At 60.4% G+C, this 20,524-nt stretch carries 17 protein-coding genes; 6 read left to right on the top strand and 11 right to left on the bottom strand.

Annotated elements, in window-relative coordinates:
* Positions 1-173: 173 nt before the first annotated feature.
* The 3 genes from H4W29_RS14240 to H4W29_RS14230 all read right to left on the bottom strand — a co-directional run bounded on the left by H4W29_RS14240 (position 174) and on the right by H4W29_RS14230 (position 5,544).
* Complete coding sequence (locus H4W29_RS14240) at positions 174-3,371, bottom strand: efflux RND transporter permease subunit (RefSeq protein WP_192729479.1); 3,198 nt, start codon at positions 3,369-3,371, stop codon at positions 174-176.
* Positions 3,372-3,492: 121 nt separating this feature from the next.
* Positions 3,493-4,683 carry an efflux RND transporter periplasmic adaptor subunit gene (locus H4W29_RS14235; RefSeq protein ID WP_192729478.1) on the bottom strand — a complete coding sequence of 397 codons (1,191 nt, stop codon included), beginning with the start codon at positions 4,681-4,683 and terminating at the stop codon, positions 3,493-3,495.
* 48 nt (positions 4,684-4,731) lie between these two features.
* Entirely contained in the window at positions 4,732-5,544 is an 813-nt protein-coding gene (locus tag H4W29_RS14230; RefSeq protein WP_192729477.1) for an alpha/beta hydrolase fold domain-containing protein, read from the bottom strand.
* Positions 5,545-5,700: 156 nt separating this feature from the next.
* On the opposite strand from H4W29_RS14230, the gene H4W29_RS14225 reads away from it, so the two are divergent.
* Entirely contained in the window at positions 5,701-6,612 is a 912-nt protein-coding gene (locus H4W29_RS14225; protein WP_192729476.1) for a LysR family transcriptional regulator, read from the top strand.
* A 240-nt stretch (positions 6,613-6,852) separates the two neighbouring features.
* On the opposite strand, the gene H4W29_RS14220 is transcribed toward H4W29_RS14225, so the two are convergent.
* From H4W29_RS14220 to H4W29_RS14210, 3 genes are all read right to left on the bottom strand, one after another.
* On the bottom strand, positions 6,853-7,356 hold the full coding sequence (locus H4W29_RS14220; protein ID WP_192729475.1) for a DUF1097 domain-containing protein: 504 nt from the start codon (positions 7,354-7,356) through the stop codon (positions 6,853-6,855).
* 71 nt (positions 7,357-7,427) lie between these two features.
* Positions 7,428-8,330: an SDR family oxidoreductase gene (locus H4W29_RS14215; protein ID WP_192729474.1), complete on the bottom strand. Its 903-nt coding sequence runs from the start codon at positions 8,328-8,330 to the stop codon at positions 7,428-7,430.
* 82 nt (positions 8,331-8,412) lie between these two features.
* Positions 8,413-9,153 carry an SDR family oxidoreductase gene (locus H4W29_RS14210; RefSeq protein ID WP_192729473.1) on the bottom strand — a complete coding sequence of 247 codons (741 nt, stop codon included), beginning with the start codon at positions 9,151-9,153 and terminating at the stop codon, positions 8,413-8,415.
* Positions 9,154-9,273: 120 nt separating this feature from the next.
* On the opposite strand from H4W29_RS14210, the gene H4W29_RS14205 reads away from it, so the two are divergent.
* Both H4W29_RS14205 and H4W29_RS14200 read left to right on the top strand, forming a co-directional pair.
* Entirely contained in the window at positions 9,274-10,188 is a 915-nt protein-coding gene (locus tag H4W29_RS14205; RefSeq protein ID WP_192729472.1) for a LysR family transcriptional regulator, read from the top strand.
* A gap of 19 nt (positions 10,189-10,207) precedes the next feature.
* Positions 10,208-10,522: a hypothetical protein gene (locus tag H4W29_RS14200; RefSeq protein WP_192729471.1), complete on the top strand. Its 315-nt coding sequence runs from the start codon at positions 10,208-10,210 to the stop codon at positions 10,520-10,522.
* Here the strand turns inward: H4W29_RS14200 and H4W29_RS14195 are convergent.
* The gene (locus H4W29_RS14195) at positions 10,519-10,839 is read right to left on the bottom strand and encodes a hypothetical protein (protein ID WP_210332177.1); all 321 of its coding nucleotides are present in this window, start codon (positions 10,837-10,839) and stop codon (positions 10,519-10,521) included. The genes H4W29_RS14200 and H4W29_RS14195 overlap by 4 nt on opposite strands.
* 83 nt (positions 10,840-10,922) lie before the next feature.
* On the opposite strand from H4W29_RS14195, the gene H4W29_RS14190 reads away from it, so the two are divergent.
* Positions 10,923-11,537, top strand: a complete 615-nt coding sequence (locus H4W29_RS14190) for a DNA-3-methyladenine glycosylase (RefSeq protein ID WP_192729470.1) — start codon at positions 10,923-10,925, stop codon at positions 11,535-11,537.
* A 16-nt stretch (positions 11,538-11,553) separates the two neighbouring features.
* Here H4W29_RS14190 and H4W29_RS14185 read toward each other — a convergent pair whose 3' ends face one another.
* From H4W29_RS14185 to H4W29_RS14175, 3 genes are read right to left on the bottom strand one after another with little or no spacing between them, the layout of a single operon-like run.
* Positions 11,554-13,095: a DHA2 family efflux MFS transporter permease subunit gene (locus tag H4W29_RS14185; protein WP_192729469.1), complete on the bottom strand. Its 1,542-nt coding sequence runs from the start codon at positions 13,093-13,095 to the stop codon at positions 11,554-11,556.
* A gap of 5 nt (positions 13,096-13,100) precedes the next feature.
* A complete protein-coding gene (locus H4W29_RS14180; RefSeq protein WP_192729468.1) occupies positions 13,101-14,324 on the bottom strand; it encodes an HlyD family secretion protein in 1,224 nt (407 codons plus the stop codon).
* A complete protein-coding gene (locus tag H4W29_RS14175) occupies positions 14,317-14,781 on the bottom strand; it encodes a MarR family winged helix-turn-helix transcriptional regulator (RefSeq protein WP_192729467.1) in 465 nt (154 codons plus the stop codon). The genes H4W29_RS14180 and H4W29_RS14175 overlap by 8 nt, the downstream gene beginning before the upstream one ends.
* A 497-nt stretch (positions 14,782-15,278) precedes the next feature.
* Between H4W29_RS14175 and H4W29_RS14170 the strand changes: the two genes are divergently transcribed.
* Both H4W29_RS14170 and H4W29_RS14165 read left to right on the top strand, forming a co-directional pair.
* Complete coding sequence (locus H4W29_RS14170) at positions 15,279-16,454, top strand: efflux RND transporter periplasmic adaptor subunit (protein ID WP_192729466.1); 1,176 nt, start codon at positions 15,279-15,281, stop codon at positions 16,452-16,454.
* A complete protein-coding gene (locus H4W29_RS14165; RefSeq protein WP_192729465.1) occupies positions 16,451-19,657 on the top strand; it encodes an efflux RND transporter permease subunit in 3,207 nt (1,068 codons plus the stop codon). Before H4W29_RS14170 ends, H4W29_RS14165 begins: the two co-directional genes overlap by 4 nt.
* On the opposite strand, the gene H4W29_RS14160 is transcribed toward H4W29_RS14165, so the two are convergent.
* Positions 19,639-20,415 (bottom strand): metallophosphoesterase, encoded by a 777-nt coding sequence (locus H4W29_RS14160; protein WP_192729464.1) that lies wholly within the window; start codon positions 20,413-20,415, stop codon positions 19,639-19,641. The two genes, H4W29_RS14165 and H4W29_RS14160, sit on opposite strands and share 19 nt — an antisense overlap.
* Positions 20,416-20,524 lie beyond the last annotated feature (109 nt).

Below are 20,524 nucleotides of genomic sequence, written 5' to 3'. Positions count from 1 at the left end.
CGTCTCGCCAAGCATGCGTCACCCAGCCCTCCCGAACTGTTGCCTGCCCTTGATATCCCCCTCACCTCAGCATGCAACCGTTTTGATGGACGTAACGCATTTTTGTCGCATCGCCTAAAAACGAAACGGGCGAGGACCCAAGCCCCCGCCCGATTTACCCGACAAAGGAGAGGTTACTCTGCAGCGACCTTCATATGGTCGTCTTCGTCCTGCGGATGATTGTCGTTGTGCTGAATGAGCGGACGGTTGCCCGTCATCCGGCGCAGAAGCACGTAGAATACCGGCGTCATGAAGATGCCGAAGAAGGTGACGCCGATCATGCCCGAAAACACCGCGACACCCATCGCGGCGCGCATTTCCGAACCGGCACCGGTCGAGGTGACGAGCGGCACGACACCCATGATGAAGGCCATCGAGGTCATCAGGATCGGGCGCAGACGCAGGCGGCTGGCCTCGATCGCGGCTTCACGCGGCGTCCTGCCTTCGAACTCCAGTTCACGGGCAAATTCCACGATCAGGATCGCGTTCTTGGCCGATAGACCGACAAGGACGACGAGGCCGATCTGCGTGAAGATGTTGTTGTCTCCACCGGTGAGCCAGACGCCGGTCAGGGCGGCCAGAACACCCATCGGCACGATCATGATGATCGCAAGCGGCAGCGTCAGGCTCTCATACTGGGCAGCGAGCACGAGGAAGACGAGCAGCAGCGCCAGCGGGAAAACGACGACGCTGGAGTTGCCGGCAAGGATCTGCTGGTAGGTCAGGTCCGTCCACTCGAAGTCGATGCCCGAGGGCAGCGTTTCATGCAGGATCTTCTCGATTGCCGCCTGGGCCTGGCCGGACGAGAAGCCCGGAGCCGGACCGCCGTTGATATCGGCAGCGAGGAAGCCGTTGTAGCGGTTCGCACGCTCAGGACCGGTGCTGGCATCCACCTTCAGAAGAGCTGCAAGCGGGATCATCTGGCCCGATGCCGAGCGAACCTTCAACTGACCGATATCTTCCGGCTGGGCGCGGAACTTGGCATCGGCCTGCACACGGACGCTGTAGGTGCGGCCGAAGGCGTTGAAGTCGTTCACATAGAGCGAACCGAGATAGATCTGCAGCGTCTGGAAGACGTCGGTGACGGAGACTCCGAGCTGCTCGGCCTTGGCGCGGTCGAGATCGGCATAGAGCTGCGGCACGTTGATCTGAAAGCTGGAGAACAGGCCGGCGAGTTCAGGCGTCTGATAGGCCTTGGCAAGCACGGCCTTGGTCGCTTCGTCGAGAGCCTGGTTACCCAAGCCTGCGCGATCCTCGATCTGCAGCTTGAAACCGCCTGTCGTGCCGAGACCGTTGACCGGCGGCGGCGGGAACATGGCGATGAAGGCATCCTGGATGGCGCCGAATTTCTGGTTCAGGGCCATGGCAATCGCCCCGCCCGAAAGATCAGGCGTCTTGCGTTCCTCGAAATCCTTCAGCGTCACGAAGACGATGCCGGCATTCGAAGAGTTGGTGAAGCCGTTGATCGACAGGCCCGGGAAGGCGATCGCATTGGCAACGCCCGGCTGCTTCAAGGCGATGTCGGTCATGCGCTTGATGACGTCTTCCGTACGGTCGAGGCTTGCAGCATCCGGCAACTGGGCAAAGCCGATCAGATACTGCTTGTCCTGCGACGGTACGAAGCCGCCCGGTACCGTATTGAAGATGCCGTAGGTCGCTCCGACCAGCGCAAGGTAGATCACCATGACGATGCTCTTGCGCGATACCAGACCGCCGACGCCCTTGCCATAGGCATTCGACCCGGCGCCGAAAGCGCGGTTGAAGCCACGGAAGAACCAGCCGAAGATCGCATCCATGAATCGCGTCAGCCAGTCCTTCGGCGCATGGTGACCCTTCAGCAGAAGGGCGGCGAGCGCCGGAGACAGCGTCAGCGAATTGAAGGCCGAAATGACGGTCGAGATCGCGATCGTCAGGGCGAACTGGCGATAGAACTGACCCGACAGTCCGGAGATGAAGGCGAGTGGCACGAAGACCGCGACAAGCACCAGCGCGATCGCGATGATCGGGCCGGAGACTTCCTTCATGGCCTTGTAAGTCGCCTGACGCGGACTGAGCCCGGCCTCGATGTTGCGTTCGACGTTTTCAACAACGACGATCGCGTCATCCACGACGATACCGATCGCCAGCACCAGGCCGAAAAGGCTGAGTGCATTGATCGAGAAGCCGAACATGTACATGACCGCGAATGTACCGATGATCGATACCGGAACGGCAATCAGCGGGATGATCGAGGCACGCCATGTCTGCAGGAACAGGATGACGACGAGAACGACGAGCGCGATGGCTTCGAGCAGCGTGTCGATGACCTTCTCGATCGAGGCGCGAACGAACTTCGTCGTGTCGTAGACGATCTCGTACTTCACGCCTGAAGGCATAGCCAACTGCAGCTCGTCCATCGTCGCGCGGACATTGTCGGCGATCTCGATGGCGTTCGAGCCCGGCGCCTGGAGAACGGCAACGGCGACAGCCGGCTTGCCGTCGAGCAGCGAACGCAGCGTATAGTCGGCGGCACCCAGTTCGATCCGGGCAACGTCGCGCAGACGGGTGATCTCGCCATTGGCGCCCGTCTTCACGATGATGCTGCCGAATTCCTCGGGCGTGCGCAGACGACCTTGAGCGTTCACGTTGAGCTGAAGATCGACACCCGGCTGGCTCGGCGAAGCGCCGATGATGCCGGCAGCGGCCTGGACGTTCTGCGAGCTGATCGCATTGCTGATGTCGCTTGCGGCAAGATTATGCTCGGCTGCCTTCTGCGGATCGATCCACACACGCATGGAATAGTCGCCGGCACCGAAGACCTGCACCTGGCCGACACCGGCAATACGGGCAAGCCGGTCCTTGACGTTCAGCGTCGCATAGTTGCGCAGATAGGTGATGTCATGGCTGTTCCCGTCGGAGACGAGGTTGACGACCATGATGAAGTCGGGCGAGCTCTTGACCGTGGTAATGCCGAGCGCGCGAACTTCCGCCGGCAGGCGCGGTTCGGCCTGCGACACGCGGTTCTGCACGAGCTGCTGCGCCTTGTCCGGGTCGGTACCGAGCTTGAAGGTGACGGTGACGTTCAAGGCGCCGTCGGACGTCGCCTGGCTGGACATGTAGAGCATGCCTTCGACGCCGTTGATCTGTTCTTCGAGCGGCGTGGCCACCGTTTCTGCGATGACGGACGGGTTTGCGCCGGGATAGGTGGCATGCACGACGATCGACGGTGGCACGACCTCCGGATATTCGGAGATCGGCAATGCCCGGAGGCCAATGAGGCCTGCGACCACGATGAGGACCGAAAGAACACCGGCAAAGACCGGGCGGTCGATAAAGAATCTGGATATGTTCATTTTAGCGCCCTCTCCGGGGTGAACATGGATGCAAAGTCCCTCGCCGGCGGCTTGAAGGCGCACCGGCAGGTCATGTTATCTGGGGTAACGGCCGCCTCCCCGAGGGAAGGAGGCTCAACTCCTACTGAGCGGTGGCGACCTTCTCTTCCATCTGGGGTGCTACGACTGCACCCGGACGGATACGCTGAAGGCCGTTGACGACGATCTTGTCGCCGACTTCGAGGCCGCCTTCGACCACGCGCTGACCATCGAACAGCGAACCGAGCTTGATCTGCCGGTAATTGACCTTGTTCTCACCGTCGACGACGAAGACGAATTTCTTGTCCTGGTCGGTTCCGACGGCGCGGTCACTGATGACGATCTTGTTCTCGGCCTTCGGCTGGCCCATACGCACCCGAACGAACTGGCCGGGGATGAGTTTGCCGCCGGGATTGTCGAAGACTGCCCGCACGGCAATGGTGCCGCTGGCAGCATCGACTTCGTTGTCGACGAGCTGAAGCTTGCCCTTGATCGGCGTTCCTTCATCGGCAAGCGTACCGATTTCGACCGGGATCTGTTCGACGGCCGGCAGAGCCGCGTCGGTTGCCGGAAGTTCCGAGAGAGCCTTGGTGACCATCTCTTCGCTTGCATTGAAGCTTGCATAGATCGGATCGACGGAGACGAGAGTCGTCAGCTCAGGCGAGGCCGAACCGGCCGCCACAATGTTGCCAACGGTGACCTCGATCTTGCCGATACGGCCGGAAACCGGCGCCTGAACCTGCGTGTAATCGAGATCCAGTTGTGCAGACTGAAGGGCCGCCTGTGCCGAACGCAGGCTTGCCTGGGCCTCAGCCAACGTGCTCTGGCGCTGATCGAGATCGCTCTGCGAGATTGTCCGGTTGTCTGAGAGACGGCGACCACGGTCGAGTTCCGTCTGCGCCAGGCTGACCTTGGCTTCGGCCGAAGCGACCTGGCCTTGTGCTTGGGAGACAGCCGCCTGATAGGGGGCCGGATCGATTGCGAAAAGCAGGTCGCCCTGTTTCACCAAGGCACCTTCGCGGAAATGCACGGACTGGATGGCCCCCCCAACGCGGGGTCGAATCTGCACGCGGTCGATGGCCTCGAGGCGACCGGAGAAATTCTCCCAGTTCGTCACATCACGGCTGGCGACGACGGCAACCGTCACCGGCACAGCGGGAGGCTGCGCAGGTTCAGAGGCGGCCGTGGCGGTTGCGCTCATCGGCAGTTCGAAAAAGATGGCAGCGGCCGAAACGGACGCAGCAACACCCAGACCGGCGCCCACCAGGGCCCAGCGCTTATTTCTGGACGTCATCGGTACTCTCCTTGCGGCCCTGAATGGCCGTAAAAAATCAGTTCGTCTTCAATGCAATTGTGGCTGAACGCTCACGTCCTGAAGGAAATCTCCGAAGTGGCGGCTGACGTTGCCCTGCCACGTGGAAGTCCCCTCAGATTTTCCGCCATAAATGGATGGCCAACCTGTCCCGGCGGGAAGGACATGCTGGCGCACGCCAACGCCTGCCTTCTTTAGGCGAGCGGCGTAACCGATAGTCTCGTCGTGCAGCGGATCGTCTTCCGCCGTAAAAATCAGAGCCGGTGCAACACCCGAAATCCGCGAGCATAGGCAAGGCGCAGCATAGGGATGACAGCCGCCGCCGCTCAGGTAATGGCTCCAGCCTTCAGTCCACCGCTGGCGCATGCCGATCCTATCCGCCTTGCGGATAGAAGAAGTGCCCATGAAAGGATCGAGAAGAGGAGAAAGCAGGATCTGGCCGTCAAGCGCATCCGGCATCTGGTCACGGGCTTTCAGCGCAACGCCGGCGGCGACATTACCGCCCGCCTCTTCGCCGGCGACGAAAAGCAGCGACTTGCGGTCGCCGAGGCCGGCCTTCTTGAGTGCGAGGTAGGAAAAGATCGAGAAGGAGACTTCGAGCGCCTTCGGAAAGACATTGCCCGAAAGCGTGCTGTAGTCGGCGGAAACGACGATCGCGCCGGCCTTTGCCAGGCTCTGCGCAATCGGGCGGTCGGCCTTAGGGTCACTGTCAAGAAACGCCCCGCCATGCAGATAAAGCACGATCGGCGGACCCTTGCCGAAATCGGCGCCCATATAGACGCGCGCAGAAACGGGGCCAGCGGCCACCTTTTCCAGCACCATGTCTTTGATCTCGGGCACCATCGTCTCTATCTCTTTGCATATGACGGATAACGTCCGCCTCTTGCATTTTGAACCAAAAAGATATTGTTATTCAAATCCGGGAATAAGAAGCGATATCGCGATAACACTATTCCAAATCCCGAACAATGTTGCAACGCAAACTGCGGACTTGAACCGATGGATCAGCTCTCGGCAATGCGCGTCTTCATCCGCGTGGTGGAGACGGGCAATTTCACCCGCGCCGCCGACATGCTCGCCATGCCCAAGGCGACGGTGACCAATCTCATTCAGGGGCTGGAAGCGCACCTGCGTACCAAGCTCCTCAACCGCACCACCCGCCGCGTCATGGTGACGACGGACGGCGCGCTTTACTACGAACGCGCTGCGCAGATCATTTCCGAGCTCGAGGAGCTGGACGGCAGCCTCTCGAACTCACAGAGCCTGCCGACGGGCAGGCTGCGCGTCGAGATGGCCGGCGCCTTTGCCGATTCCATCCTGGTGCCCGCGCTCTGTGATTTCTACGAGCGTTATCCCGATATCCGCATCGACCTCGGCGTCGGCGACCGCACCGTCGACTATCTCGCCGAAAACGTTGACTGCGCGTTGCGCGCCGGCACGCCGGCCGATCAGTCCCTGATCGCCAGGCGCGTCTCGGAAATCGAAATGATCACCTGCGCCGCACCGCTCTACGTGGAGAAATTCGGCCTGCCGCAGCGGCCGGAAGAGCTTGAAACGGAACACTATTCGGTCAATTACTTCCGCGCTCAGAACAATCGCACGGTGCCTTTCGAATTCCGCAAGGGTAACGAGACCATTGAGGTCAATCCGCGCTATATCGTCTCCGTCAACGACAGCCGCACCTATATGACCGCGGCACTCGCCGGCCTCGGCCTCGCCCAGATCCCGATCTTCATGGCCCGTGAGCCGCTGGCGAAGGGAGAACTGGTTCAGACCCTGACGGAATGGAGCCGCGAGTCGCTGCCGCTCTACGTCGTCTATCCGCCGAACCGGCATCTCAGCAACAAGGTCCGCGTCTTCGTCGACTGGCTGGTGAAACTGCTGGCAGACGCCAAACTCAACGCCCGCTGACACGGAGCCGCTGGCGAAAAAAAGTGACCCGTGATGGGAGGGATAACCGTCACGGGCCTTGATCTGATGTCTGAGACTTGAAGGCCTGTCGCACCGCAGGAAAGGCGCGGCAGGCCCTGGAGTGGAGGTCGGGCAAGCTCATGAAGTTCGCTTACCTTCAAGATGAGATGTAGGGGCCTGCTTATTCGATTTAAAGGCTACGCTTCTGCATTTCTGCGTTGCCGAAATGAGGCAGCATTTTTAGAACCGGCTCTTGATCCTGCCTTGCCACTGATGGGCGACCCATGCGGCGAAGGAACCGAGTCCGCTGACCGCTGCAAGTTCCGACAGAGCCAGAACTCCCGGCTCGACATGTGCGGCGAAGAAGGTAATCAGCCCGAGAAAATAAGCAGGGATGTTGTTGATCGGCGCAAGCGCTCGTAGCGATACAACGACGAGCGCCACAGCAAAGACGACGATGCCAAACGCATAATGCCCGACAAAGGGCATAAGAGCACCGACGCAAGCAGCCGCGCCGACACCGAAAGCAATGCCGATTGTCAGGCAGAGATAGCTGAACAGCGCCTCTTTTGCCGAGTGACCGCGCGTGAAAAACCCCACCCAACCCATGAACATCGCCCAAACCGGCCACCCAAGACCGGCAGACGTTGTGGCGGCGACGGCTGCCGTAACAGCGGCCGCAAGTGTCAAAAGATTAAACTGCACTGAAGTCGGGACCGGCGCAGCCTTGGTTTGCGAAGTCATCGTCTTTCTCCTTCAGGTTTCGAGTGAAAGGCCAGAACCTCATTCGAAGCGCTGGCCGACATTGACAGGGGTCAATTATTGATGACCGGCTTCAGCAGATCCTCGATGCCGATGCGGCGGAAGAGCTCGGCACGAACGCGGTCCGCGACGACGTTGACGATTTCAGCACCGTCTTCCGACGGATCGATATGGGTGCGGAACGGCCGTTTGCCGAAAGGCATATTCACCACATCGACGATGGCGGTCGCAACGGAAGCCGCATCTGCATCGGCAGGTTCAAGCGAGGCGAGCCCCTTCAGTGCCTGTTCCGGCAGATCCTTGTAGGGGCCTTCGTTATATTCCCCAGCGCGGGCCGTATCGGCAGGCGAACCGGAATGGGCGAAGTGGTTCGTACCCTTGGTGAAGGCTCCGGGAACGATGATCGCCGTTTCGATGCCCCAGCGGGTCAGTTCACTGGCATAGGAGACGGCGAGCGAGTCCATGGCAGCCTTGGCGGCGAAATAGGGAGCAAGGTATGGAGGCGTACCGCCGCGGGTGCTGGAGGAAGAAACCCAGACAACCAGGCCCTTGCCCTGCTTGCGCAGATGCGGCAGCACTGCACGGTTCACACGCTGGGTCGACAGCACGTTGATGTCGAAAAGCTCGGCATATTGCTCCGGCGTAAAGGCTTCGGCCGGACCGAAGGACATGTGGCCGGCATTGTGGATGATTGTGTCGATATGGCCCTCGGCAGCGATCACCTTGGCAATACCTGCCTCAACCGAAACATCGGAGGCGACATCCAGTTCGACGGCCTTCAGATCGACGCGGTTTTCTCTTGAGAAGGCTTCGACAGCCTCGACCTGCGGCCGGTTACGGCCTTCGGTTTCACGCATCGAGGCATAAACGATGTGACCGGCCTTGGCGAGTGCGCGGGCGGTAAGAGCGCCGAAACCGCTGGAAGCGCCGGTGATGACGATGACTTGTCTGCACATGATCCTGTTCCTTCTATGAGAGCGGGCGATTGAAAGAATGCGGGGAAAGAGTGTGGCGGCGCGACACTGCCACGAGTTTGCTTCAGACCATGCCGCCATTGGCGCGCAGCACCTGACCGTTGACCCAGGCACCATCAGGGCCGGCGAGGAAGGCAACGACACCAGCAATGTCCTCTGGCGTGCCGAGACGTTCCAGCGGGTTTGCCTTGGCAAGGCGGTCGATCAGTTCATCGGACTTGCCGTTGAGGAAGAGGTCGGTGCCGGTCGGACCGGGGGCGATCGAATTGACGGTGATCTGGCGGCCGCGCATTTCCTTGGACATGATGGCGCTCATCGTCTCGACGGCAGCCTTGGTGGCGGCGTAGACGCTGTAAGTTTCCGGCTTCAGGCCGACGACCGAACTCGAGAAGTTGATGACCCGGCCACCGTCACGCAGACGCTTGGCAGCTTCGCGCAACGTGTTGAACGTGCCCTTGAGGTTGACGTTGATCTGACGGTCGAAGGTGGCATCGTCCACATCGGCAAGGCGGGAGAGCAGCATGATGCCGGCATTGTTGACGAGGACGTCGACGCCGCCAAAGGCAGCTTCCGCAGCATCGAACATGCGGCGCACGGCCTCTGCATCGGCAACGTCGGCTTGTGCGGTCAGCGCCTTGCCGCCGACCTTCTCGATCTTCTGGGCCAGTTCTTCGGCAAGTGCCGCATTGCCAGCGTAGTTGATGACGACAGTGAAGCCATCCTTTGCGAGACGTTCCGCAATCGAAGCACCGATGCCACGGGAAGCGCCTGTAACGAGAGCGACCTTGTTTTGATTGGCAGACATTTTCTTCTCCTTTGGTTCGGCGCCGCAGCGCCCTTTCGATGAGAAGAAGATGTCCCTTTCCATTTGGCGGATAATCAGCCATTATCCGGCATCAGTATCCGGAAAATACGAACAAATAAAATGGACAGATTCGATGCCATGCGGGTCTTTTCCCGCGTCGTGGAGCGCCGCAGCTTCACGCTTGCCGCAGAAGATACCGGCCTGCCGCGCTCAACGGTGACGGATGCGGTCAAGCAATTGGAAGCCCGGCTCGGCGTGCGCCTGCTCCAGCGCACGACGCGCCATGTCAGCCCGACGCTCGACGGCGAAGCCTATTACCAACGCTGTCTGTCGATTCTGGCTGATATCGAGGATGCCGAAGGCGCCTTCGCCGGTGCCAAGCCAAAGGGGCTGCTGCGGGTCGATGTACACGGCACGCTCGCCCGGCATTTCGTGCTGCCGAGCCTGCCGTCCTTTCTGGAGACCTATCCAGACATCGAGTTCTATATGAGTGAAGGCGACCGGCTGGTGGATCTGGTGCGCGAGGGCATCGATTGCGTGCTGCGTGTTGGTGTACCGCAGGACAGCGACATGGTCGCCCGGCGCGTCGCCATGCTGGACGAGATCACCCTCGCCTCGCCCTCCTATATCACCGCATTCGGCAGACCCGAACATCCTGAAAGGCTCGATACGCACCGCATGATCGGCTTCCGCGCCACCGGCAGCGCCGGCCCCCTGCCCCTGGAATTCATCGTCGACGGCAGCGTGCGCAGCATCACGATCCCCGCAACTGTGACCGTCAATGCCGCCGAAAGCTACATCTCCACTGCGAGGATGGGGCTCGGCATGATCCAGATCCCGCGTTATCACGCCGAACAGGATCTGGCAGCCGGCACCCTCGTCCAAGTGCTCGCCGATTTTCCGCTCACACAGACGCCGGTTTCGCTGCTCTATCCGCGAAACCGCCAGCTTTCGCCGCGCGTGCGTGTCTTCATTGATTGGCTGGTGAAGGTCTTTGCTCGACAAAGTGCCGAAAACGCGGTTCACTCATATTAGCGTTTTCGGAGGAACGAACATGGCACTCAGCGATATCATCGTCTACCAGACCGATGAAGGCTTCGTCGTCGAGTTCGGTAGTGAAGGGGAAGACAGGATCGCAGTCACCCTGCGCGAGGCCCCCGACCTCACTCAAGACAATGCAATCGCCAAAGCCAAAGCGCTGCTCACCTTGGCATTCGAGCCCGTTCATGGCGACAGCGCCCGCAACAAGGATGCCGCCCTACTGGAGGAAGAGCTGAACGAAGGCCTCGAAGATTCCTTCCCGGCAAGCGATCCTGTCTCCGTCACCGTCTCCTCCATTCCAATGCGCGACCCCAATGCCGGCCACTAGATCTGTGTCGAGATGATATTGTCGACGCGGACCTCTCCACGCACAACACCACGCTCGGTGATATCAGTGCGCGCCGCCTCCTCGATGACGGTGTAGAGCTTCTCGTTGCGGAAGGCGCTGGCGTTCTTTGTCGACTTGTCTTCCGCCGGCGAGCCGTCGATCTCCAGAAAATCGAGTTCGGCTTCCGAGGCGACGATACGTGCATCCCCCGGTGTCAGAGCAGCAACGACGACCACGCCATGGGACGGCGCAAGATCCCAGTTGGGATCATCAGGGGCAGCAGCGGGGACCAGCCGGTAGAGCTTGAGATCATCCATGATCCATTTCCTTACGATTGTTGGCTTGCGTTCCAAACGCCAGCCGGCAAATCATTGTTCCGGGTGGTGGATGCGCAAAGAGGATGCTATCGGCATTCTCCATGACGACCGATATGATCAATGGCGCGATCGGCGCCGACCCGCTTGCCGGGAAAAGTCTGCGCCATTTCTTCGAACGCGATGCGATCGAGGTCGCCCGCGACTTGCTTGGCTGCCATCTGATGGTCAACGGTGCAGGCGGGCGGATCTCAGAGACGGAAGCCTATTATCCTGACGATGAGGCCTCCCACAGTTTCCGCGGCCCGACGAAGCGAAACGGCGCCATGTATGGCCGTCCGGGCAACGTCTATATCTACCGTATCTACGGCATGTACTGGTGCCTGAACTTCGTCTGCACGCCGGGCTCGGCGGTGCTGATCCGTGCGCTGGAGCCGGAAACAGGCCTGCCGGTCATGATGGAACGGCGCGGCACTGATGTGTTGACCCAGCTCTGCAGCGGCCCCGGCAAGCTTTGCCAGGCGCTCGGTATCGATATCGCCATCAACGACCGGACGCTCGACCAGCCACCCTATGCGATCTCGCCTTCCGCGCCTGTGCCCGTCGTCTCGGGCAAGCGGATCGGCATTACGAAAAATGCCGAAGCACCATGGCGCTTCGGCATTCAGGGATCGCGGTATGTGAGCAAGCCATTCCGCTGAATGGGAATCTTCAACGTCATTCCATGACGGCACTATGGTCCATGGCCGGCGCGGCCTTCGGCTTGCGCAGCAGCAGGACCAGCGGCATGACGGCAAGCGACATCAGCATCAGCAATTTGAAGTCGTCCATATAGGCAATGATGGTCGACTGCAGCGTGATGACGTCGTTAAGCGCCGCGCGGCCGACCGCCGTCAGCGGGCTGAGGCCTTGTGCCGCCGTCGCATTGAAAGCGTGGTTGAACGGCGTCACATAGGCTGCAATCGACTCGTGATTGCTCTGCGTGTTCTCGACGATCAGCGCCGAGACGATCGAGATGCCAACAGAGGACCCGATATTACGCGACAGGTTGTAGAGGCCGGTCCCGTCGCCGCGCATCTGCGCCGGCAGCGTCGCAAAGGCGATCGTCGTCAGCGGCACGAACAGGAAGCCGAGACCGGCGCCCTGGATGAAGCCGACCGACACGATCGTCCACTGCGAAACGTCAGGCGTCCAGCCGGTCATGTCATACATTGCCCAGGCCGTCAGACCAAGGCCGAGCAACAGCAGCCAGCGCGTATCCACCTTGCCGATCAACCGGCCGACAATGAACATGCAGAGCATGGTGCCGAGCCCGCGTGGCCCCATGACGATACCAGCCGTGACGACCGGATAGCCCATTAACGTCTGCAGATACGGCGTCATCAACGCCAGCGAGGCGAGATAGGTGATGCCGATCACGAAGATGAAGATCATGCTGACGGTGAAATTCTGGTCGAGGAACAGCCGCGGATTGACGAAGGATTTCTCCGCCGTCAGCGTATGCACTAGGAGCAGATAGAAGGCCGCGGCGCAGACGATCGCTTCGATCATGATCTCGCCGGAGGAAAACCAGTCGAGCTGCTCGCCTCGGTCGAGGAAAAGCTGAAGCGCGGCGATGAACAGGCTCATCATCCCGAAGCCGAACCAGTCGAGCTTGGCAAACGCATCCCTCTTCGTCTCCGAGACGAATATGACGATGCCGGCAAAGGCGAGCGCGCCGATCGGAATGTTGATGTAAAAGACCCAGCGCCAGCTGATATTGTCGGTCAGCCAGCCCCCGATGACAGGACCCAGAACCGGCCCGACCATGACCGAGACGCCGAATAGGGCCATGGCCGAGCCGCGCTCCTCGACGGAATAGATGTCGAGGAGGATGCCCTGGGAAAGCGGAACCAGCGAGGCCCCGAACAGGCCCTGCAGCAGGCGGAAGGCAACGATCTGCGGCAGTGACTGCGCCAGACCGCAGAGCACGGAGGCGACGACGAAGCCGACGATCGCCGCCAGCAGCACGCGCTTGCGGCCGAACTTGGCAGCAAGGAAGCCCGACGGCGGCGTCATGATCGCAGCAGCGACGATATAGGAGGTCAAAACCCAGTTGATCTGGTCGGCTGAAGCCGAAACGCTGCCCTGAATATAGGGCAGCGCCACGTTGGCGATCGTCGTATCGAGCGCCTGCATGATGACGGCGAGAATAACGCAGGCCGTGATCGCGCCGCGATTGGCAACCGGGGTTGCCGGTGATGCAGGAGCATTGCTCATGGCCGTTACTCGTGGCTGTTGCCGTAGCCCAGAAGGTTGTTGACAAAATCAGGCAGCCCGCGCGCATGACCGGTATCGACATCGACGACCGTGCTCATGCCGACGCGAAGCGGCGGCTTGCCCTGAGAGTCATCGATGCTGACGCGCATCGGAATGCGCTGCACGACCTTCACCCAGTTGCCGGTCGTATTCTGTGCCGGCAGCAGCGAGAAGGAGGAACCCGATGCCGGACTGATGCTCTCGACCTTGCCCTTCCATAGGACGCCCGGATAGGTGTCGACGTAGATATCGACCGACTGGCCGGGCTTGACGTAAGTAAGTTCGGTTTCCTTCGGGCTTGCGGCGATCCACAGATGCGAGGTCGAAACCAGCGAGAAGGCCTGCTGCGAAGCCTGCAGGTAGGAGCCGACCTGCAGCGCGTTCACATTGGTGACGATGCCGTCGAAGGGCGCCTTGACAACGCTGTGGTCGAACTCGCGCTGATCGTTGTCGACCTGCGATTTGGCCTGCAGGTAGAGGGGATTTTCCTCGACCGGCTGGTCGGCGCTGCCGCCGAGCTGCGCAAGCGTGGTTGCTGCCTCCGCCTTGGCGACGGAAACCTTCTGCTGCGCAGCTTCGAGGTTGTGCTTGGCTTCGTCATAGGCCGACTGCGTCGCGCTGCCGTTGTTGACGAGATTCTGCTGCCGGTCGAACTGATCCTGGAAATAGGGCAGATCGGCTTCGGCCTGCGTGATCTCCGCAAGCGACTGCCGGTAGCTGGCCTGCATATTCATGATCTGGTTGCGCTGTGCGCCGAGCTGCGCCTTGGCGCCATCGAGCGCGATCTTGAAGGAATCCGACTGCAGGCTGAAGAGCACCTGTCCTGCCTTGACCTGCTCGTTCTCATGCACGTTGATCTTGTCGACGATACCGGAAACGTCGGTGGTGATGCCCACCATGTCCGCCTGGATATAGGCGTTGTCGGTCGACATGATCTGGCCGCCATTGACGTAATAGTAGCCACCGGCGACGAGCGCCACGGGCAGCAGGGCAAAGAGGACGGGGCGGGTGAAGCTGCGCCGGCGGCGGACCTTGTTGCCGCCAGGCGCAGCCACCGCGGCAGCCGCGGGCGCTGAATTGGATGAAGGCGCCTCAGCTACCGTTTCCGGTTGTTGGGGAATGTCTTTTTCTTCCAGAGGGTTCTTGGCATTCGCGTCGGACACGACGCGCAGGGAGGATTGGTCAGCCATGTTTCGTCTCATTCTCGGCGATCGGGGACCGGCACGCCTGCACTAGATTCGTCTTCATTACGGATAGGACATGGAAAAGCTGCTCGCGCTGTTCGGGCGTGACGCTTTCCAGCGCCTCACCGCGGGTCACGTCGCCGATCTCTCGCATTTCGGCGAGAATCGGATGAGCTGCTTCACGCATATAGAGTAGCCAGATGCGCCGGTCGGTCGGGTGCTGGCGGCGCTCGATCAGGCCGCGCTCGGCAAGCTTGTCGAGGATGCGGACCAGCGTGATCGGCTCGATTTCGAGGATTTCGGCAAGCCCGCTCTGATGGATGCCCTCATTATTGGCGAGATAGGCAAGCGTCTGCCACTGAGACCGCGTCAGCCCAAGGTCCTTTGCGCGCTGCTCGAACCGCTTGCGAAGCAGACGGGCAACGTCGTGCAGAAGAAAACCGAGTGTCGGATTGTTGGTCATATACCTTCGCCGGCTAGTAATAAGCATCCTTATAATATTGGTAGATATATTGAGCATAGGCAGCGCACAAGGATGCAGCCTCAAGATTCCGCACCTGCGGCCAAAATGCCGCAGCCGGCACTAAGGGGAGCCTTCGATCCGGTCTTTCGAAAGATCCAAGCAGCGGCCGGAACTCGTCACAGCAATGTGATAAAGCGACACATCGGCGGAAATGCCGGGGTTTGGGGAACTCCAAATCAATGCAATCAATTGACGTTTGCAATTTTTGGATTCTCCCGTTTATAGTCTGCCTTCATAGAGTTAGGGGGAAGCAGGATTTTCTCCCTCCGGTTGATTTCGAGGTGCTGGCTTGCACCTGTCATCTTCCCGGCAGCCAAGCATGAGTAGAATTCGGACTTAGGACGAAGGCTCATGCTTTCGTTCCAGCAGACATGAACAGCTTATCTTTAGGCATAGGTTCAGGCGGCTGCGTTCGGCCGCCCGCAAGGGGGACCGGAATGGCTTATTCGCTTCGACAGACACTGGCGCTCGGTTGCTTTGCGGCCTTCCTGCCGCTCATTGCGGAGGCGCAGCAGGCGCCCGCCCCCCCGCCCGTCACCGTCGCCAAACCCGTCGTGCGTGACGTGGTCGACAATGATGAGTTCATCGGCCGTTTTGAACCTGTCGATGAGGTCTCCGTCCGCTCACGCGTCGGTGGTTACCTGCAGGAAATTGACTTCACCGACGGCGCTCTGGTGAAACAAGGCGACCGGCTCTTCGTTATCGATCAGCGCCCGTTTGTCACCGCACTCAATCAGGCCAATGCTGCGCTCGAAGCGTCGAAATCAGCTCTGGTCTTTGCCGATGCGCAATATAAGCGCGCCCAGTCGCTTGCTTCGAGCGGCAGCCAGTCGGCGCAGACGCTGGACGATCGCCGCCGTGAATTCGATTCGGCGCAAGCCAATGTCCGCGGCGCTCAGGCTGCAGCCGATCGCGCGGCTCTCGACATGGAATATACGGAGATCACCGCGCCGCTTAGCGGCCGCATCGACCGGCGCCTGATCTCTGCCGGCAACCTCGTGCAGACAGATCAGACCGTGCTGACGACGATCGTCTCGCTCGATCCGATCGATTTCTATTTCGATGTCGACGAGCGCCGCCTGCTGAACTTCGCCGACACGGCGCGCAAACTGGGCAAGGCTCTCCAGCAGGGCGGCGGCGGACTGGATGTAACCGTCACGATCTCGGATCCCAATGCCAAGCCATTCCAGGGAAAACTCGATTTCGCCGAGAACCGGATCGACAACGAGAGCGGCACCATTCGTCTGCGTGCCCGCTTCCCCAATCCCGATCTCGTCCTTCAGCCCGGCCTCTTCGGCCGCATCCAGGTCGAAGCTTCTAACACCTATCAGGCCATTCTCGTCCCCGACGAGGCAATCGGTTCCGACCAGAATGAGCGCGTCGTTTATGTTGTCGCACCAGACGGCACGGTTTCGACCAAGCCCGTCCGGCCCGGCCCGCGGCTCTACGGCTACCGCGTCATTCGCGAAGGCCTCGACGGCACCGAGACGATCATTGTCAACGGCCTGATACGCGCCCGGCCCGGCGCAAAGGTAACACCTCAGATGACCGAACTGCCGAAGGAGCGGACAGACGCGCCGCCGGAAACCGCCGGTGCGGAGAGCGGCCAATGAGATTTGCCCATTTCTTCGTAGATCGGCCGATCTTTGCGGCCGTCATCTCGATCGTTCTCCTCGTCGTCGGCGGCATCGCCTATACGCAATTGCCGGTCTCCCAATACCCGGAGATCGCACCGCCGACCATCGTCGTGCGCACCTCCTATCCGGGCGCCGACCCGCAGACGATCGCCGATACGGTTTCGACCCCGCTCGAGCAACAGATCAACGGCGTCGAAGACATGCTCTACATGTCTTCCTACTCCAGCGCCGATGGCGCCATGTCGCTGACGATCACCTTCAAGCTCGGCACCGATCTCGACAAGGTCCAGGTTCTTGTCCAGAACCGCGTCTCCATCGCCCTGCCCCGGCTTCCGGAGGAGGTCCAGCGACTCGGCGTAACGACAGACAAGAGCTCGCCTGACCTGATGATGGTGGTGCACCTCTTGTCGCCGTCGCACCGCTATGACCAGCTCTACGTCTCGAACTACGCCCGCAACCGCATACGCGACGTTCTCGTGCGCCTTGACGGCGTCGGCGACGTGCAGCTCTTCGGCGAGCGCCAGTATTCGATGCGAATCTGGCTCGATCCGGAAAAGCTCTCTGCCTACGGAATGACATCCGATGACGTCGTCGCCGCATTGAGAGACCAGAACGTCCAGGTGTCAGGCGGCAAGATCGGCGCCCCACCCGTCACCGGCAAGAATGCGTTCGAATATACGGTACGAACGGACGGGCGTTTCTCGGATGTGCGCCAGTTCCGCTATGTTATCGTGAAATCGACGGCCAGCGGCCGGCTCGTGGCCCTGCAGGATGTCGCCCGTATCGAACTCGGCGCACAGGACTACGTCACCAACAGCTATCTGAATAATGACCCGGCAGTTGCCCTCGGCATCTTCGCCCGGCCGGGAACCAATGCGCTGGATACGGCCCATCAGGTCCAGGGCATCATGAAGGATCTTTCGCAGAACTTCCCGCAGGGTCTGGAATATCGCATCGTCTACGATACGACCGAATTCATCTCGGATTCGATCAATGAAGTCTACAGAACCATCGCCGAGGCGGCGATCCTCGTGGCGATCGTCGTTCTCGTCTTCCTCCAATCCTGGCGAACCGCGATCATTCCGATCATCGCCATCCCCGTATCGCTGATCGGCACTTTCGCCGTGCTGCTCGCCTTCGGCTTCTCGCTCAATATGCTGACGCTGTTCGGCCTCGTCCTTGCGATCGGTATTGTCGTCGACGATGCGATCGTGGTGGTGGAGAACGTCGAGCGAAACCTGGCGCGCGGCATGACCCCGAAACAGGCGGCGCACGTCACGATGGACGAAGTCGGGACCGCCGTGGTCGCCATTTCGCTGGTGCTGATCGCAGTATTCGTGCCGACAGCCTTCATTCCCGGCATTTCCGGACAGTTCTACAAACAGTTCGCGGTGACGATTTCAGTCACGACGGCGATTTCCGCGCTGAATTCGCTGACGCTTTCGCCCGCGCTTGCAGGCATATTGCTGAAAGCCCACGATCACGAGACGAAGCGCAAGAATATCTTCTCCCAGTTGGGAAGCGGGCTTGCGAATGGCTTCAATCGCGGATTCGATCGAATGAGCTCTGGCTATTCCTGGATCGTCCGGCACCTCGTCAGCAGTTGGGTAGGATTGACAGCTTCGCTTATTGTCTTCGCAGGCCTGCTGGGCGCGACCTGGTATATGGGACAGAAGGTTCCCTCCGGCTTCATCCCGACTATGGACCAGGGTTATGCGATCGTCGTCATCCAGCTTCCGGACGGTGCCTCACTGGCGCGTACCGACGCCGTCGTCAAACAGGTGGGTGACATCGCCCGCACGGTGCCAGGCGTCGGCAATGCCGTGCAGTTTGCCGGTTTCAGTGGGGCGACCTTTACCAATGCCTCGAATGCAGGCGTCGTCTTCGTCCCGTTCAAATCCTTTGCCGAGCGTGAGGAAGGCGGCGAAACCGCCAACAAGATCATCGGCGAACTCTACGGCAAGCTGCAGAGCATCCAGGAGGCCTTCATCATTGCCATCCCGCCGCCATCCGTGCGCGGCGTCGGCAATTCCGGTGGCTTCAAGATGCAGATTTTGGATCTTGAAAACGCGGATATGACGCGCGTCCTTGGTCTGGCCCGCCAGATGATGGGTGCCGCTGCCACGACCCCGGGGCTAACAGGCGTCTTCACGACATTCTCGGATGCAAGCCCGCAATATTTCCTTGCGATCGATCGCGACAAGGCACGTTTCCTGAACGTGCCGATCCCCAATATCTTCAACGCGCTCTCCATCAACCTCGGCGTTGCCTATGTGAACGACTTCAATGCGTTCGGCCGCGTCTACCAGGTTCGTGCCCAGGCCGACCGGCAATACCGCATGGATAGGGACGATATCCTCGCTCTGAAGGTTCGATCGGCAACCGGCGCATTGGTTCCGCTCGGCACTCTGATGGACATCCAGGACTCCAGCGGTCCGGCACTTGTCCAGCGCTACAACATGTATGTCTCGGTGCCGCTTCAGGGCAATCCGACGCCCGGCACATCGACCGGCGACGCCATCCAGAAGATGGAAGGTCTGGCTGCGCAGATCTTGCCGCCGGGAACAACCTTCGAGTGGACCGAGCTTGCCTATCAGGAAACCCACACCGGCAATACCGCCATCTACATCTTCGCTCTGTCTGTCATTTTCGTCTTCCTTGCGCTTGCGGCACAATATGAAAGCTGGGTCCTGCCTCTGGCGATCATCCTCATCGTTCCGCTGGCGGTGCTCGCCGCGTTGATCGGCGTATCGCTGAGGGGAATGGACAACAACGTCCTCACCCAGATCGGCCTGATCGTCCTGATCGGCCTTGCGGCCAAGAACGCCATTCTGATCGTCGAGTTTGCACGACAGGCAGAAGAAGAAGGGAAAAGCGTCGTGGATGCCGCAATCGAGGCAAGCCACCTTCGCCTGCGCCCGATCCTGATGACGGCCTTCGCCTTCATCTTCGGCGTTCTGCCGCTTGCGATCGCCACCGGCCCAGGTGCTGAAATGCGCCAGTCGCTCGGCACGGCAGTGTTCTCGGGCATGTTGGGTGTGACGATCTTCGGCCTGTTCCTGACGCCGGTCTTTTACGTCGTGCTGCGCCGCTGGCGCAAAAAGCCGGCCGAAGCGCCGGCTGAGATCGATGCGGAGGAAAACGGCGCCTTAGCGGAAGTTCAGGTGGAAAACAGGTAAACCTGTCCCTGCCAGAAGCGGGCGACGGAGAGCCTGCCGCTCCTGAAGGCGCGGGTATCGAGGTTCAGCCGCATCGGCTGCACATCCGGCTGGTCGCCGGGCGTATGACCATGCACGATGAGCTTCGGCAATGGCAGCGGGCTTTCCAGGAAACGCTGGCGAATGAAAGCCAGATCGTCGTCGGCCTGCTCTTCGAGCGGCACTCGCGGGTCGATACCCGCATGCACGAAGGCTACATTGGGCGTATCGAGCATGATCGGCAGGGAGCGGATGAAATCGATATGGGTATGCGGCAGCGACTGGCGGATGAAGGCGTCGAGCTGCGCACCGGAACGGAAAACGAGCGGCAGGTGATCGGGATCGAGACCGTAGGATCGCAGAAGCTCGGCGGCACCCATGGTCATCCAGTCGTCATAGGATGCCCAGCCGTCGATATAGTCGAGCATGACGATCTCATGGTTGCCGGCAAGGCAGATGCGCTCGAAACCCTCGGGCGCCGGGTCCATGATATGGCTGATGACATGCGCCGATTGCGGACCGCGGTCGATATAGTCGCCAAGCATGACGATGAGTTTGGTGCCCGGTATATGCTCTGCATCGCGGATGATCGCTTCTTCCGCTTTCTGCAGGAGGTCGAGACGACCATGCACGTCGCCGATGGCATAAGTGGGGATGTCAGCTATATCCATGCTCACGCGCGGGCGCGGCTGACGTCCAGCCTTCGAACCCTCGCGGCTTCGTGCAAGAGAATCACTCATCATCATTCCTGATCAGTTCGCCGTCCCTTAACCATACGTAGAGCATACGGCAAGGCGATCAAGCTGGTAAGAAAATTCCGCCGGCCGGGCTTTTGTGGAAAAAGCGGCC

The organism is Rhizobium viscosum, assembly GCF_014873945.1.
GTDB classification, from domain to species: domain Bacteria; phylum Pseudomonadota; class Alphaproteobacteria; order Rhizobiales; family Rhizobiaceae; genus Rhizobium; species Rhizobium viscosum.
Note: the sequence above shows the minus strand (reverse complement) of the source record. Positions and strands in the feature narration are given on the sequence as shown.

Coding starts and splice junctions, on each gene's coding strand:
- H4W29_RS14240 (WP_192729479.1), bottom strand. CDS start 3,371: ATGAACATATCCAGATTCTTTATCGACCGCCCGGTCTTTGCCGGTGTT.
- H4W29_RS14235 (WP_192729478.1), bottom strand. CDS start 4,683: ATGACGTCCAGAAATAAGCGCTGGGCCCTGGTGGGCGCCGGTCTGGGT.
- H4W29_RS14230 (WP_192729477.1), bottom strand. CDS start 5,544: ATGGTGCCCGAGATCAAAGACATGGTGCTGGAAAAGGTGGCCGCTGGC.
- H4W29_RS14225 (WP_192729476.1), top strand. CDS start 5,701: ATGGATCAGCTCTCGGCAATGCGCGTCTTCATCCGCGTGGTGGAGACG.
- H4W29_RS14220 (WP_192729475.1), bottom strand. CDS start 7,356: ATGACTTCGCAAACCAAGGCTGCGCCGGTCCCGACTTCAGTGCAGTTT.
- H4W29_RS14215 (WP_192729474.1), bottom strand. CDS start 8,330: ATGTGCAGACAAGTCATCGTCATCACCGGCGCTTCCAGCGGTTTCGGC.
- H4W29_RS14210 (WP_192729473.1), bottom strand. CDS start 9,153: ATGTCTGCCAATCAAAACAAGGTCGCTCTCGTTACAGGCGCTTCCCGT.
- H4W29_RS14205 (WP_192729472.1), top strand. CDS start 9,274: ATGGACAGATTCGATGCCATGCGGGTCTTTTCCCGCGTCGTGGAGCGC.
- H4W29_RS14200 (WP_192729471.1), top strand. CDS start 10,208: ATGGCACTCAGCGATATCATCGTCTACCAGACCGATGAAGGCTTCGTC.
- H4W29_RS14195 (WP_210332177.1), bottom strand. CDS start 10,839: ATGGATGATCTCAAGCTCTACCGGCTGGTCCCCGCTGCTGCCCCTGAT.
- H4W29_RS14190 (WP_192729470.1), top strand. CDS start 10,923: ATGCTATCGGCATTCTCCATGACGACCGATATGATCAATGGCGCGATC.
- H4W29_RS14185 (WP_192729469.1), bottom strand. CDS start 13,095: ATGAGCAATGCTCCTGCATCACCGGCAACCCCGGTTGCCAATCGCGGC.
- H4W29_RS14180 (WP_192729468.1), bottom strand. CDS start 14,324: ATGGCTGACCAATCCTCCCTGCGCGTCGTGTCCGACGCGAATGCCAAG.
- H4W29_RS14175 (WP_192729467.1), bottom strand. CDS start 14,781: ATGACCAACAATCCGACACTCGGTTTTCTTCTGCACGACGTTGCCCGT.
- H4W29_RS14170 (WP_192729466.1), top strand. CDS start 15,279: ATGGCTTATTCGCTTCGACAGACACTGGCGCTCGGTTGCTTTGCGGCC.
- H4W29_RS14165 (WP_192729465.1), top strand. CDS start 16,451: ATGAGATTTGCCCATTTCTTCGTAGATCGGCCGATCTTTGCGGCCGTC.
- H4W29_RS14160 (WP_192729464.1), bottom strand. CDS start 20,415: ATGAGTGATTCTCTTGCACGAAGCCGCGAGGGTTCGAAGGCTGGACGT.